At 57.9% G+C, this 13,628-nt stretch carries 13 protein-coding genes and 1 tRNA gene; 7 read left to right on the top strand and 7 right to left on the bottom strand.

The window, feature by feature from the left end; genetic code table 11:
• The first annotated feature begins 467 nt into the window (after positions 1-467).
• Positions 468-1,238: a helix-turn-helix transcriptional regulator gene (locus tag ACPYOI_RS14355; protein ID WP_481416157.1), complete on the top strand. Its 771-nt coding sequence runs from the start codon at positions 468-470 to the stop codon at positions 1,236-1,238.
• A 535-nt stretch (positions 1,239-1,773) separates the two neighbouring features.
• Here the strand turns inward: ACPYOI_RS14355 and ACPYOI_RS14350 are convergent.
• Together ACPYOI_RS14350 and ACPYOI_RS14345 are read right to left on the bottom strand one after the other, a co-directional pair.
• Positions 1,774-1,917: a DUF1127 domain-containing protein gene (locus ACPYOI_RS14350; RefSeq protein ID WP_168829480.1), complete on the bottom strand. Its 144-nt coding sequence runs from the start codon at positions 1,915-1,917 to the stop codon at positions 1,774-1,776.
• Positions 1,918-2,214: 297 nt separating this feature from the next.
• A complete protein-coding gene (locus tag ACPYOI_RS14345) occupies positions 2,215-2,361 on the bottom strand; it encodes a DUF1127 domain-containing protein (protein ID WP_168829481.1) in 147 nt (48 codons plus the stop codon).
• Positions 2,362-3,026: 665 nt separating this feature from the next.
• Here ACPYOI_RS14345 and ACPYOI_RS14340 point away from each other — a divergent pair.
• The 6 genes from ACPYOI_RS14340 to ACPYOI_RS14315 all read left to right on the top strand — a co-directional run bounded on the left by ACPYOI_RS14340 (position 3,027) and on the right by ACPYOI_RS14315 (position 7,857).
• Positions 3,027-4,130 (top strand): DUF2157 domain-containing protein, encoded by a 1,104-nt coding sequence (locus ACPYOI_RS14340; RefSeq protein WP_481416158.1) that lies wholly within the window; start codon positions 3,027-3,029, stop codon positions 4,128-4,130.
• On the top strand, positions 4,127-4,717 hold the full coding sequence (locus ACPYOI_RS14335; RefSeq protein ID WP_481416159.1) for a GDYXXLXY domain-containing protein: 591 nt from the start codon (positions 4,127-4,129) through the stop codon (positions 4,715-4,717). The genes ACPYOI_RS14340 and ACPYOI_RS14335 overlap by 4 nt, the downstream gene beginning before the upstream one ends.
• 143 nt (positions 4,718-4,860) lie before the next feature.
• Positions 4,861-4,945, top strand: a tRNA-Leu gene (locus ACPYOI_RS14330).
• 186 nt (positions 4,946-5,131) lie between these two features.
• Positions 5,132-6,610 carry a trigger factor gene (gene tig, locus ACPYOI_RS14325; protein ID WP_481416160.1) on the top strand — a complete coding sequence of 493 codons (1,479 nt, stop codon included), beginning with the start codon at positions 5,132-5,134 and terminating at the stop codon, positions 6,608-6,610.
• A 172-nt stretch (positions 6,611-6,782) separates the two neighbouring features.
• Positions 6,783-7,310 (top strand): PAS domain-containing protein, encoded by a 528-nt coding sequence (locus tag ACPYOI_RS14320; RefSeq protein ID WP_481422967.1) that lies wholly within the window; start codon positions 6,783-6,785, stop codon positions 7,308-7,310.
• A 103-nt stretch (positions 7,311-7,413) separates the two neighbouring features.
• Entirely contained in the window at positions 7,414-7,857 is a 444-nt protein-coding gene (locus ACPYOI_RS14315) for a nuclear transport factor 2 family protein (protein ID WP_481416162.1), read from the top strand.
• 90 nt (positions 7,858-7,947) lie between these two features.
• On the opposite strand, the gene sthA is transcribed toward ACPYOI_RS14315, so the two are convergent.
• The 5 genes from sthA to ACPYOI_RS14290 form a co-directional block, all read right to left on the bottom strand.
• Entirely contained in the window at positions 7,948-9,354 is a 1,407-nt protein-coding gene (gene sthA, locus ACPYOI_RS14310) for a Si-specific NAD(P)(+) transhydrogenase (protein ID WP_481416163.1), read from the bottom strand.
• An 83-nt stretch (positions 9,355-9,437) separates the two neighbouring features.
• Positions 9,438-10,040 (bottom strand): dual specificity protein phosphatase family protein, encoded by a 603-nt coding sequence (locus ACPYOI_RS14305; protein WP_481416164.1) that lies wholly within the window; start codon positions 10,038-10,040, stop codon positions 9,438-9,440.
• Between the two features lie 95 nt (positions 10,041-10,135).
• Positions 10,136-10,954 (bottom strand): RadC family protein, encoded by an 819-nt coding sequence (gene radC / locus ACPYOI_RS14300; RefSeq protein WP_481416165.1) that lies wholly within the window; start codon positions 10,952-10,954, stop codon positions 10,136-10,138.
• Between the two features lie 6 nt (positions 10,955-10,960).
• Positions 10,961-11,794 (bottom strand): type I methionyl aminopeptidase, encoded by an 834-nt coding sequence (gene map, locus ACPYOI_RS14295; RefSeq protein WP_168829489.1) that lies wholly within the window; start codon positions 11,792-11,794, stop codon positions 10,961-10,963.
• Between the two features lie 263 nt (positions 11,795-12,057).
• Positions 12,058-12,969 (bottom strand): Abi-alpha family protein, encoded by a 912-nt coding sequence (locus ACPYOI_RS14290; RefSeq protein ID WP_481416166.1) that lies wholly within the window; start codon positions 12,967-12,969, stop codon positions 12,058-12,060.
• Positions 12,970-13,628: the final 659 nt, after the last annotated feature.

The raw sequence follows: 13,628 nt of genomic DNA, 5'->3' as shown, positions 1-13,628 counted from the left end.
CTCCGTGAGGACGCCGTCGGCATGTGTGCCGTTTCGATGAGGAATACCCCAGAACCTTCTTGTTATCTCTAAGGGGCGCCCTTGCTGAGCCGCCAGTTTTACATGCTCAACATTGCGAGCCGCTTCTTCAGTAAGAAGATCTTCAATTCATGCAGACGCAAGCGAAATACCAAAATAGCTTTTGATTTATTATCACAGTACGGATACCATTTCTTAGTAAGAATACTGAGAGACATACGCGGATTTCAGTCTTAAATAAGCAAAATGCAACCGTAACACTAAGAAATATTACTGATGATTCACAAAAACTAACACTTTTGGGCCATTTCCTTCCCGGCCTGTTCATATTACGATAATTAAGAAATGTCTAACTAACTACCGCAGAAACCTGAAACCACACCAATTGGAACATCTTCGCAGCGATTGCTCAGAGGCATCTGTAACGTGTAGCGCCAGGGGAGGCGTAAATGTTCATGACGGCGTCAAAGACGGGGGATGCCGACCAAAGCCGAAAGTTCGGCCCGGCCGGAGACATCATACTGGTTATTGCGAACGCAGATTTGTTCTCTGAGTGTCTGGCAGAGGCTTTGGCAAAGAAATTTGCAGACTGCGAAGTCGTCAGCAAAGGCTATTCAAAGGCCATGCTGGAGAATGAAGCCAACGAAGCCAAGCTCGTGCTCTTCTACCATATACCGGGTTCCGAGCTTAACGAGGCGCTTCAGATCGTACGGCAAAGTCACCCCTCGACATCGATCGGCCTGGTCATTGAAGCGATCGACATGCTGGAGCCCTATGTCAACCGGCTTGTTGAGGCGCGAGTTATCGACGGCGTGCTGCCGCTCAATCTTCGCCTGGACGTTTTCATGGCGGCGGTCGACCTTCTGATGAAGGGCGGCGAGCATTTCCCTTCGGCATTGCTCAACCGGCTCACCAACCAGGCCGGGCAACCGGAGAAGTCGCTCTACGAGACAAAGTCCGTTGCGGCGGCTGGAGCGGGTGCGCTCAAGCTTCGCCAGGGCGATCTCTCCGCGCTCACCACGCGCGAAGTACAGATCCTGGATCTGATCTGCAAGGGCACGCAAAACAAGATTATCGCCGATGAGCTGCATCTCTCTGAGAATACAGTGAAGGTGCACGTGCGAAACATCTACAAGAAGATGAATGTACGAAACCGTACAGAGGCCGCCTCGCGCTTCTTCAACAACGAGGCTAACGGCTCGGGCAGGTGGCGGAACTAAGTCGTCGGTCTTTCCGCCATCAGCGCTGGTCGTGCGAAACGGGCGACCTCATCAAACCCGCCGGTGATCCACCGGTCCAATCCAAACAATTTCAGGGTCCGCGCTCACCGATGCCGGCGCTTTGCCACCGGCGTCCACAGCCACGGATATTGCTCGTGCGGGGAACCCGGCAGCCACCCTCTCGTCCGCCTGCCATCCCGACGTGGGGCGGACTGCGCCGAAGCTCAAGCAGATGGAAATACAACCCTTGCTACCCGGATTAAACACCTACTTCGTTGGGTCCAGCAGGGTAATCAGTTAGAAATAACCCATCGTTGGCATAGGGGATGATGCTCGATGCGCTATATCATCAACCTTAAATAGTTTGGATGCGTTGAGAGAGTCATAGTGATTTAAGTATATTAAAAAGTGTGATGTTTTGGTCAGGAGTAATTCTCCGCCCCATCAAGAGTATAGCAAGGTATATACCGCGGCAGTGTCTAAACGAAAACGGCGCCAAAGCGGCGCCGTTTTTGATGTATCACGCTCGAAGCGATTAACGGAACGAGCGGGATGCGATGTTGCGGATGTCGTAACGGGTGATGCCGATATCGGCAAGCGTCTGGTTCGAAAGGTTGCCGAGTTCGCTGATCGTACGGCGATAGCTAATCCAGCTCTTTGCAATGCGGATCGGGTTCATTGTCGTCTTCCTTAGAATGTTGCTTCGCGGACGGCGCCATCGCCGTCTCTGCGCTTGCCATTCATATAGTAGCTCTCTGCGATATTGTGCAGTGCAAAGAAAATGCATCTGCTATGCATTTGTGCAGGATGTGCACGATAAATACGCAAGAGGCATTTCTTGAGCCGTAGACATGCGGAGAATTTTCGCCGCAACCATCGAGGAAGCGGAAATCTCGGCAAAAGAAAACGCCCGTTGCCGAAGCACCGGGCGTTTTTGAAAAAGGAGATCAGCTTGGGAGGACCCTGATCGCCTGAATTAGCGGGCCACTGCCTCGCGAGCAACGCGATGGATGTCCGAACGGTCGATGCCGAGGTCATGCAATTCGCGGTTGGTCATGCGGCCGAGTTCAGTAACCGTCTGACGGTACTTGCGCCAGTTATTGAAAGAGCGTGCGAAGTTCATTTTGGGTCCCCTTTCCTAGGGCTTGCGATCTGCCAGCTGCCGCCGATCGGCGCTGACCTCTATTGGATGAGTGGTATATATGTTGCGCCGCACAGACCTAACAGAGACAAGATTTCATTCCACCTATGCATGGCGCGCAATTCTCTGCAGAAGAATTGAAGTGTTTCGCGGCCTGCTGGTCAATGAATAGGCAGAATGGCCATCCCGAGGCTTGGGGCGAGTGGTGCTTGAAAACCCTCCTGGAGGCCAAACAAAAAGCCCACCGGGGAGGATCCGGTGGGCTCGTTTGAGTGACTGACAACTGGGAGGAGGAGTGTTGCCAGTCTATCGGGAGCGCTGGGAGGAGGAGGGCGCTCTCCGAATTTCGTTACGGACTTATGTCCGCAGGCTTCCGGTAAACCGGGCCGGGCCGCCACGCCCGTGCTTGTTAGCTATCTATATAATAGCGTCAGTCATTATTGTGCAGTGCAATATCATCATGGTGGTCATGCACTCTGCGCATGCCTTAGCTTACGCCGTAATATTAGCTCCGGTCTCGTTAACGCAGAATGAATAATCGCTCCCAACTTAGCATGGGCAAGTCCTGAGTGTTCGGGCAGGGAGATTGCGAAAGACGCTCCGCCATTTATAACGGTATTTAGGAAGCCGTTGGGACGGAGGTAGCAATGTATCGGGGCCGGTTGGAGCGGGATCTTTCGCTTTGGGTCGAGAAGGGTCTTCTAACCGAAACGACGGTCGAACTGTTGCTTGGGGAGTATGACAGTCGCCCCGCGAGCTTCAGTCTCGGCAATGTGCTGATGGTGCTCGCCGCAATCCTTCTGGCTGCTGCGGTCCTGCTGCTTGTCGCGTCCAATTGGGAGGCGATCCCGCGACTGATCCGCGTCGGCGCGATCCTGGCTCTGATCTGGGCCGTTTATCTCGGTGCTGCGTACTTCCTGGCGCGCGGGGCGTCGGCTGTAGCGAGCGGCCTGCTCGTTATCGGCGCCTTGAGCTTCGGCGGCGCGATCTCGCTCATCGGGCAGATGTATCATCTGTCGGGCGACGAGCAGACGGTCATGTATCTATGGTTCGCGGTTGCGGCAGTTACCGCCGCACTGTTCAGGTCGAGTGCCGTCACCGCCACGGCAGGCTTTCTGTCCTGGGGCTCCTTTGCGGTCTATCTATCGGCCTTCGACACGCGTTGGGTTGGCGTCGATCCATGGGCGCCACCGATCATGGCATTGATCACCATCGCGCTGGTCCGCTTCACCGGAGCTGATCGCGCCCGGCATCTGGCCTATCTGCTCGTCGTCGGCTGGCTCACCTGGCTTCATACATTGGATGAGCGTATCGCCGTCGCGCTTGCCTTCGCAATTTGCGGAATGGCCGTCTTCCTCGCACTCAGCGTGCCGCCACTGCGCAATTCCCGTATTGTCAGAAGTGCCGGCGCTGCCCCAGCCTTCTACGCCTTCCTGATTGCCGCCATCGGGCTCCTTTTGCTTCATATGCAGGCGGATGACGGCTGGAGGCTCGTGCTTCTCGGCGTGCTGACGCTTGCCGCGGCCGTGCTCGCGATCGCATTTCAGGGGCGGGACAACGGCGCGGTGCGCTATCTTGCCTACGCCATGTTCGCTGGCGAGATCTTTTACCTTGCTTCGGTGACGGTCGGCTCCATACTCGGAACATCAAGCCTCTTCCTCCTGTCCGGGCTGCTCGTGGCCGTTGTCGCCTGGGTGGTGATCCGGCTTGAGCGGCGCTTCGCCGCGAACTCCGCCGAGGTGGTCCAATGAGCGAATTCTCGTATAAGCTTCGGTTGGCCAGGGGCTATCTCATCGCCGCAGTCATCGCTGCGTCGCTTCAAACGATCATTCTGGGCTATGTGATCGAAAGCCGCGCGGAGATCCTGCGCAGCGGCGCCGAAGTGCTGCTGAAAACCGCTCCTGTCGATCCGCGCGATTTCCTGCGCGGCGACTATGTCGTGCTAAATTACGAAATTTCGTCGGTGCCGGCGCGAACGGTTGTTGGCCCGCTGCCTGCCGAAGCGGGCGAGCAAACGATGTGGGTCCGGTTGAGAAAGCAGCCGGATGGCTTCTGGGGGATCGCCGAATCGTCGTTCCAACCGCTTCCGAAAGGAGCCGAAAGCGTCGTGCTCAAGAGCCGTCCTTTCTATAACTACGCTGTGAATGCAACGGACGACATTCGCCTCGAATACGGGATCGAGCGCTACTATGTGCCGGAGGGCCAGGGCAAGCCGCTGGAGGAGGCCCGGCAGAACGGCAACGTTTCGATTGCGGCCCGCGTATCGGGCGATGGCACGGCACAGATCCGCAGCCTGCTTGTGGACGGCAAGCCATCTTATGAGGAGCCGCTCTACTAACTTCGCTGAAAGCCGCTGTGCACCCTTAAAATCCCTGTCATTTGCCCTTCATTTTTCCTTTGCCTCCTCCAAATCGGGTGATATAGAGACGCCGCGCTCCGGAAGGCCTCATGTGCAGGCATATGCATGCGGTTTTTGAGAACGCGGGTATGGTGAAATTGGTAGACACGCCAGATTTAGGTTCTGGTGCCGCAAGGCGTGGGAGTTCAAGTCTCTCTACCCGCACCAAAGCTGGCTTGCAGGCGGGGGACCGGAAACAGGTGTCCCTCGATTACCCGGCAGAAAAGCGCCGTTCCGCCTCGGGTGGAATGAATAAGAATTGAGAACAAGCCACGCCCGGCAATTTTCCGGCGTCGTGCTCATCGAAACGAACGGCGTCTGGGCACGGCCGCCATGAAATGAAGGTAGGAAGACATGCAGGTTATCGAAACGCTCGCTGAAGGGCTGAAGCGCGAAATCAAGGTCGTAATCCCGGCCAAGGACATGGAAACCAAGATGAACGAGCGCCTTGCCGACGTAAAGGACAAGGTGCGCATCAATGGCTTCCGTCCGGGCAAGGTTCCGGTTGCCCACCTCAAGAAGGTCTACGGCAAGTCCATCATGGCCGACCTCGTCAACGAGATCGTTCGCGAGCAGCCAACTGCCATCCTGTCCGAGCGCGGCGAAAAGTCCGCCACGCAGCCGGAAATCGCGATGACCGAAGACAAGGACGAGGCAGAACAGATCCTCGCCGCTCAGAAGGACTTCGAATTCACGCTCTCCTACGAAGTTCTGCCGCCGATCGAACTGAAGTCCGTCAAGGGCATCAAGATCACCCGCGAAGTCGTCGATATCTCCGACGAGGAAGTCAACGAACAGGTTCTCAAGGTCGCTGAAAGCGCCCGGTCCTACGAAAGCAAGAAGGGCAAGGCTGCAAACGGCGACCGCGTCACGATGGATTACGTCGGCAAGGTCGATGGCGAAGCTTTTGAAGGCGGCACCGATCAGGGCGCCGAACTCGTCCTCGGCTCCGGCCGCTTCATCCCTGGCTTCGAAGACCAGCTCGTCGGCGTCAAGGCTGACGACGAAATGACCATCACCGTGACCTTCCCGGCCGATTATCCGGCGAAGAACCTGGCCGGCAAGGAAGCCACTTTCGACGTTACCGTGAAGGACGTCGCTGCCCCGGCCGACGTGGAAATCAATGACGAGCTGGCAAAGAAGCTCGGCCTGGAATCGGCTGACCGGCTGAAGGAAATCGTTCGCGGCCAGATCGAATCCCAGTACGGCTCGCTGACCCGCCAGAAGGTCAAGCGCCAGATCCTTGACCAGCTCGACGAGATGTACAAGTTCGAAACGCCGAAGTCGCTCGTCGAAGCCGAATACAACGGCATCTGGAGCCAGGTGACCAACGATCTCGCCCAGTCCGGCAAGACCTTCGAGGACGAGGACACGACCGAAGAGAAGGCCAAGGAAGAATACCGGACGCTCGCTGAGCGCCGTGTCCGCCTCGGTCTCGTCCTCTCTGAAATCGGCGAAAAGGCCAGCGTGGAAGTGAGCGAAGACGAGATGCAGCGCGCGATCTACGAGCAGCTGCGTCAGTATCCGGGCCAGGAAAAGCAGATCATGGAGTTCTTCCGTAGCCAGCCTGGTGCTGCTGCTTCGATCCGCGCGCCGATCTTCGAAGAAAAGGTCATCGATCACCTGCTGACCGAGATTGACGTCACGGACAAGAAGGTCACCAAGGAAGAGCTGCTCGCTGACGAAGAAGGCGAAGGCTCCGAAAAGGACGCCAAGAAGGCTGCTCCGAAGAAGAAGGCAGCCGCCAAGGCTGAAGCTTCCGAAGGCGAGGAAGCAGCTCCGAAAAAGAAGGCTGCTTCGAAGAAGAAGGACGCCGAAGGCGCCGCCGAGTAATCGCTAGCCTCGATTAAAAAGCACGGCCCTGCTGGTTTTCGGCAGGGCTTTTTGTTTGCCTTTATTTGTTGGCCGCCGGTACCTCGTACCGGGGCTGTTTTTGATTTGCCATTTTAACCGCTCGCAGCCCCCTCGGTTGCAGCTATAAATTTTATCGATTTGGGAGAAGCACTTGACGTTCCAGAGCAGCGCTTTTGCATCGGATTCCCCGAACGACGACGCAGCGGAATCGGGATTTTTCACGTGGGAAATGGCTACCGATCAGGTTTATGCGGATCCCGCCGTCGCGGAAATGTTCGGCCTTTATCGCAAGGCGACGGAATGCGGATTGCCGCTGGAAACTTATCTGGAGCGAATCCACCCTGAAGACCGCGCGGGCGTCGCAGCCGAGATCCAAAAGGCGATCGACACTGCACAGCCGGAGCAGCAGAGCTATCGTGTTGCGCAAGCCGATGGCTGCTACTCCTATGTCATGGTCTTCGGCCGTTGCTTCCGCGATCGTAACGGCCTCCCGAAACTTTATGCGGGCATAATCTGTCCCGTTTCCGACGAACCGGCGTTGACCAAGCCGCTCGTCCGTTACTGCCTCACAGCCTATGAAATTGCCGTGCAGGAAGGCAACGAAGCGGTCGCCCAACATCTGCTGGCGGCGCTCACCGAACTGGATTGGTTGGCGCCGGAAGGGGTGCTGCCAAACTGAATGGCGGTCAGAGTTCCGGCCCACATGCATGACTCACCATCTGGTTGCATTTTAGGGAAATCGGATGCAAGCTGAGGGATGCTGCCAGGGGAGGGTTTTGGCGATGACTTCCGGCGCTGACTTAAAGGACATTGTGAAGCAGATTTACGAGGCGAGAGGTGAGGGCGACCTCGACAGGCTCATGTCGTTCTTCGGTGACAATTGCGTCTTCCGCGTCGCCGGAAACCGGCATCTGGCGCAACTGACGGATCCGGTTGTCGGCAGTGCTGCCCTTCGCGAGGCGATGCGGCACTTCATCGACACGTGGGAGATGAAGGACCTGAAGTTCGTCGACGTCCATATCGACGGCGATGTCGCACTCGTCCATCGCGAGGGGCATATGCGCCATGTTTCCACGGACTTCGACACCGAGATCATGGACAAGATCACCTTTGACAATGGCAAGGTGATTGAGGTGGTGGAGTTCCTCGATACGCTGCAAGTCGCAGTGCTGCTCAAAACCGCGACCATCTCTGCTCCACAGCAGCTCTCTGCTGGACAGCAATAGCGCCGCCTCAGGGATCTCGACGTCTTAAGGGCGCGGGACCTGCCGCACCGTCTCGCAGGTATGCCGTGAAAGCCTCCTGAGCGACGACCATCACAACTCGGACTTGATGTCGCCCATGCGGTTCCAGGCGTCGAGGCCGGCAATCTTGTAGGCTTCGGCGAGTGTCGGATAATTGAAGGTATTTTCGACGAAATATTCGACCGTGCCTTTGAGGTTGAGCACGGCCTGGCCGATGTGGACGAGTTCCGTGGCGCCTTCGCCGACGATGTGAACACCGAGCAGCCGCCGCGTCTTCAGCGAGAAGATCAGCTTCAGCAGGCCGGTGTCGAGGCCCATGATGTGGCCGCGTGACGTCTCCCGAAAACGGGCGATGCCGCATTCGTAGGGAATGCCACGCTCCTTCATTTCCTCTTCCGTCAAACCGCAGGTTGAAATCTCGGGAACGGCGTAGATGCCATAGGGGAAATATTTTTGCGGCTCCTTAGCAACCGCGCCGATGGCCACGCGTGCTGCAATGCGCCCCTGTTCCATGGAAGTGGAGGCAAGGCTCGGGAAGCCGACGACGTCGCCTGCCGCGTAGATATGCGGCACGGATGTCTGGAACGTCTCCGGATTGACCTTGAGACGCCCGCGGCTGTCGGCTTCGAGGCCGATCGCCAGCAGATTGAGCGTGTCGGTGGCGCCCATGCGTCCGGCGGCGAAGAGTACCATGTCGGTGGCGATGTGCCGGCCGTTGTCCAGCGTCAGCTGCACCTTGCCGTTGTCGAGCTTCTCCACCTTGTCAGCCTTGGTGCCGAGCAGAAGCTTCATGTTGCGGTCGCGAAGCTGGTACGTGAAGTCCTCGACGATCTCCTTGTCAATGAAGTCGAGCATGGTCGGTTTAGGGTCGATCACTGTAACCGCCGTATCGAGAGCGCTGAAGATCGTCGCATATTCGATACCGATGACGCCGGCGCCGATGACGATCATGGAACGTGGGAGCTCCTCCAGGTCGAGAAGCTCGTCGCTGTCGATGACCGTCTTGCCGTCGAACGGGATATAGTCCGGGCGGAATGGCTTCGTGCCGACGGCCAGCAGGATGCTCGCTCCGGTCACCTGGAGGACCTCGCCGTCATCCTTGATCACCTGCAGCGTTGAAGCATCGATGAAGCTTGCCTTGCCCCTGATATGCTGGACCCGGTTGCGGGCGAACTGATGTTCGAGAACCTCCACCTCGTGGTCGAGCGTGATCAACAGCCGGCGGCGCAGGTCCTCGGCGCTGATCTCCTGCTTGACGCGATAGGCCCTTCCGTAGAAGCCGCGCTCACGCCAGCCCGACAGATTAAGCGCCGTCTCGCGAAGCGTCTTGGAAGGGATGGTGCCGGTATGCACGGAAACGCCGCCAACGCGCTTGCCCTGTTCGATGACCAGGACTTTCTTGCCGAGCTTCGCGGCCTGGATGGCGCCGCGCCGCCCCGCCGGGCCGCTGCCTACAACAATGAGATCATAAGGGAACATCGCTCAGCCCTGGATTGGAGTTTGGAATCATATTGCAGCGCAATATGTCGTCCAAGCGTAGCTGGTCAACGTTACAAATTGTCTTATGAGTTCGTGTCCTGAACTCCGAACCCGAGGGAAGGTTCCATTTTCTCGAAAGTCCGGTCCATGGCGAAAGCGCGGCTGAACGAGAAGGGCACGTGTCCGAAGCGGAGCGACAACTGGCTCTCGGCAGAGGCTTCGCCCTTTCCGGCCACGGCGGCAAGGTAGAGAGCGGAGGCGAGCCCCGTCCGGTCGGCGCCGGCCTGACAATGGATCAAAAGGGGTTTCGGCGCATTCCGCATGATGGCGATGAGTTCTTCAGCCTGTTCGGCAGTCAGTTCTCGTCCGGCGGACATCCGGAAATCGATATGGCTGATGTTCAACGCCTTTGCCTGCTCGACTTCGTCAACATACCATTTTGACTTGCCGGATTCGCCGCGCAGGTTGATGATCGTCTTGATGCCGTACTGCTTTTCGAACTGTGCAATCGCCTCGGCCGACGGCTGCGACGAGCGGTAGACTTCGCCGGCAACCACCGTTGCAAAGTTGTTGGTCACCTGCAGAAAGACGTAGTAACCGCCAATGATCAGCAAAAACAACCCGAAGAGCCGTAGCGCCGCCTTGCCGTAAAGGCGAAATCGGCGCGGAAATAGCGTTGTGGTCATCGGCTGCCTCTGGCTCGCAAACGCTGCCGGTGAGGCAGCATCAGCTCTTTGCGAGCCGAAGCTGACAGCCACCTGAACGGTGGCTCTCCCAGCGCTTACATGAGCCGAAGACCCTTCAGGCTGACGTGGCCATCCTTGCCGATGATGATGTGATCATGGACTGCGATGCCGAGCGGCTTGGCCGTTTCCACGATCAGCTTCGTCATGTCGATGTCGGCGCGCGATGGCGTCGGATCGCCAGACGGATGATTGTGGACGAGGATGATGGCCGTCGCCGAGAGTTCGAGCGCACGTTTGACGACCTCACGCGGATAGACCGGCGTATGGTCGATCGTGCCGCGGCCCTGAACCTCGTCGGCAATGAGGGCGTTGCGCTTGTCGAGGAACAGGATGCGGAACTGCTCGCGCGCCTCATGCGCCATGGCGGCATGGCAGTATTGGATCACCGAGGACCAGGAGCCTAGTACCTGCTTGCCCTTGAGTTCGCTTTTCAAGGTGCGATGGGCGACCGTGGAAATCAGCTTGATGTCCAGCGCGACGGCCTCGCCGACGCCTTTGACCTCCTGCAGAAGCGACGCCGGAGCACCGAAGACGCCAGCCAGCGAACCGAAGCGATCGAGCAGCGCCTTGGCGATCGGCTTCGTGTCGCGCCGCGGGATCAGCCGGAACAGCAGCAGTTCGAGCACTTCGTAATCGGCAAGCGCGGTGTCGCCATGATCGCGGAAGCGGCCGCGCAGCCGCTCGCGATGGCCGTGATAGTGCTCCTCCTTCGACAGTGCCGCAGGAAGCGCCTGCTTCCTCAGTGCGGAGGGCTTGACCGGCTGATCGGCAAAGAACTGCCGCTCGTCGGCAGGTGAGTGGTCCAGGTCGAAAGGCAGTTCGTCGTTCGTGTGAGAAACAGGACCCTTCGCCATCGGCACTCACCCGTTCAGCGGCAGGCCCGGCCGGTCGAGGCCGCCGGGCGAAAGCGTGAAGATTTCGCAGCCATTGGCCGTGACCCCGACCGTGTGTTCATATTGCGCCGAGAGTGACCGATCGCGGGTCACCGCCGTCCAGCCGTCGGCGAGGACCTTTACATGCGGCCGGCCGAGATTGATCATCGGCTCGATGGTGAAGATCATGCCTTCGCGAAGCTCCGGGCCCTCGTTGGCGCGGCCGTAATGCAGGATGTTCGGCGAATCGTGGAAGAGGCGGCCGACGCCATGGCCGCAGAAATCGCGAACGACCGAGCAGCGCTGCGCTTCGGCATAGGTCTGGATCGCCTCGCCGATGGCCCCGGTACGCGCACCCGGACGGACGGCGGCAATCCCGCGCATCAGCGCCTCATGGGTGACTTCGAGGAGCCGTTCGGCGGCACGCTTGATCTGCCCGACCGGGTACATGCGGCTGGAATCGCCATGCCAGCCGTCGAGCACGTAGGTGACGTCAATATTGACGATGTCACCCTCGCGCAGCGGCTTTGCGTCGGGAATCCCGTGGCAGACCACATGGTTGATCGAGGTGCAGGTGGATTTGGTATAGCCGCGATAATTCAGCGTCGCCGGATAGGCGCCGTTGTCCATGCCGAATTCGAAGACGAACCGGTCGATCGCGTCGGTCGGAAGACCCGGCTCGACGACCGCGGCGAGTTCATCGAGGCAGCGCGCTGCAAGCTGGCACGCCTTGCGCATGCCTTCGAAGGCCTCGGGGCCGTAGAGCCTGATGGCGCCGGTATTCTTCGGCGGCGCGGAGGAGGCTTCGATATAGTTCACCATTGACGGGCCTTAGCGGAGATTGTCTTAACGTACATAATGCAGCTATGCCGCGTTCGTCCATCGCGATCAACTGCAAGCACGAGATTTGTGTCATCTCGATACGTTGCATAGGCATGTAGCCTGCAAAATCGGATGGCACGGCGCGCAACTTCATTTGGAAATAGAAACCAAGATAATGTCGTTGTCTTAGCGCTCGCTTGTAAGGCTGAAGGCGCTTGCTACCACGGCACGCCTCGCCCGCCGTCGACGCACGAAAACTAATATCAATCTCCTCTCTCCAGCTCCCCTAGTTCCCTCTTCAATTCGGTGGACCCGAGGCGGGGCGGATGGCAATGGTCGAAAAATTCAAGCCCGAAGTAGGTTAGAACGCAGTAACTGATCCAGACAAATACGTCCTCCGCTTCAAATCGGACATAGTGTGTGCGGACGACGTTAAGACTTTCGAGAGCATCCCGCACTGCCTCCGGATACTCCCAAATCGAAATGCCCTCACCGACTTCGTAGTATGCGTCATCTTCTCGGTCTGGGCGGAAGTGCAACCCTGCAGCGACGAGGCCACATCCAGCAACGTTAAAATACTCCGACAGCGACACGCCGAACTGCTCTGCGAATTTGTCCTCGCTATCGATGAGGGTGGGGTCCTCTTGTAGGTTAGAAATGAGACCGCCCAAGAATTCCTCCACGAAGAAGACTTCCCGTTGGGCGAACATATCTGGAGGGTTATTACCTACTCTCGCCAGAAGCTCTAGGAAGCGCAAATGGACGGGATCGAGTTTCGCAAGAATGTCGACAAAGAGCCCATAGTTGGCCCCGTCTCCTTGGGAAGCGGACTGCAGCAAGCGCGCCCATGCATCCATAAGTGCGTCACTCCCCGGATCAGTCAGGGAAGCTTTTTCCAGAAGGGGCACCATGATGCGCAATGGGATAGGATGAGGCCGTTGCTCTTCGATAATCATTCGTTCACGAACTTTTTTCGCAATCTCTATTAGAACATCTTCCCGCTGAAGCCTTATCTGATCGGCCCTTAAGCCGCGCGCCTCTGAAAATGGCCGAAGCATGTCTGTTAAGGCATCAAGCAATCGGCCAGAGCTGGCAGGAGGTATTTCTGCCTTTAGCTCAGCCTTCGCACCTACGTCGAATTTTATCGGAAAAGAGCTGTTGTTGGTGTCAGTCATAACCATTGCCTCGGCGCGCGTAAGAAGATTCGGAGTCGTTGCCTTCCTATAGAAGCTTGCGATATCCATAACAGGAAGTTGTATTCGGGTCGCTGGCCCGCGTCGGGGATGGTGACGACGACATTTAGCTCCGCCGATGCGTCAAGGCCATGGCGCACCGTTCACGCGATGGATTCCACCCGTGCTTTGCATCTGCATTTCAACTCGGACGGGGCGCTGGAAATTGCCGCGTTGAGTAGAAGTATATGGCGCTTCCCAGCGCCCCGTTCGGCGGTTTTTATCCGCAACTCCGGTCTCTCTGCTCGGGTACCGGCACCGCCGGTCCGTCTGTGTGCCCCACAGGCACGTCCGAAATCATCCGGCCGGCATTTGCGCCCGGCCGCCGTCCCGGAGGGAGACCATTTTCTGCGGACCCCGAATGTAGGAGCTTACGTCGTTCTCCTGCACCGGCGCCGGTCCCGTCTCGCCGCGACGCCTCGCGGTGTATCCGTGACGGAACGACGACGATGATGTCACAGATTTTGCGGGCGATGATGAAATGGCGGTGTGCTGATTGATTTTGCTTGGTTTTCGGCGTTTGTTATGCGCGGGGTCGCTCCCCCTCACCAACAAAATCTAAGCCTTGGCCGATGGCCAAGGGCAAGATTTTGTATCCTCTC

Source organism: Rhizobium sp. SVR5-2C (genome assembly GCF_056755115.1).
Note: the sequence above shows the minus strand (reverse complement) of the source record. Positions and strands in the feature narration are given on the sequence as shown.

What these genes read in the sequence shown, in the direction of transcription:
- ACPYOI_RS14335 (WP_481416159.1), top strand. Translation starts at nt 4,127, where the DNA reads ATGAGCGAATTCTCGTATAAGCTTCGGTTGGCCAGGGGCTATCTCATC.
- ACPYOI_RS14355 (WP_481416157.1), top strand. Translation starts at nt 468, where the DNA reads ATGTTCATGACGGCGTCAAAGACGGGGGATGCCGACCAAAGCCGAAAG.
- ACPYOI_RS14345 (WP_168829481.1), bottom strand. Translation starts at nt 2,361, where the DNA reads ATGAACTTCGCACGCTCTTTCAATAACTGGCGCAAGTACCGTCAGACG.
- sthA (WP_481416163.1), bottom strand. Translation starts at nt 9,354, where the DNA reads ATGTTCCCTTATGATCTCATTGTTGTAGGCAGCGGCCCGGCGGGGCGG.
- radC (WP_481416165.1), bottom strand. Translation starts at nt 10,954, where the DNA reads ATGGCGAAGGGTCCTGTTTCTCACACGAACGACGAACTGCCTTTCGAC.
- tig (WP_481416160.1), top strand. Translation starts at nt 5,132, where the DNA reads ATGCAGGTTATCGAAACGCTCGCTGAAGGGCTGAAGCGCGAAATCAAG.
- ACPYOI_RS14290 (WP_481416166.1), bottom strand. Translation starts at nt 12,969, where the DNA reads ATGACTGACACCAACAACAGCTCTTTTCCGATAAAATTCGACGTAGGT.
- ACPYOI_RS14340 (WP_481416158.1), top strand. Translation starts at nt 3,027, where the DNA reads ATGTATCGGGGCCGGTTGGAGCGGGATCTTTCGCTTTGGGTCGAGAAG.
- map (WP_168829489.1), bottom strand. Translation starts at nt 11,794, where the DNA reads ATGGTGAACTATATCGAAGCCTCCTCCGCGCCGCCGAAGAATACCGGC.
- ACPYOI_RS14350 (WP_168829480.1), bottom strand. Translation starts at nt 1,917, where the DNA reads ATGAACCCGATCCGCATTGCAAAGAGCTGGATTAGCTATCGCCGTACG.
- ACPYOI_RS14305 (WP_481416164.1), bottom strand. Translation starts at nt 10,040, where the DNA reads ATGACCACAACGCTATTTCCGCGCCGATTTCGCCTTTACGGCAAGGCG.
- ACPYOI_RS14315 (WP_481416162.1), top strand. Translation starts at nt 7,414, where the DNA reads ATGACTTCCGGCGCTGACTTAAAGGACATTGTGAAGCAGATTTACGAG.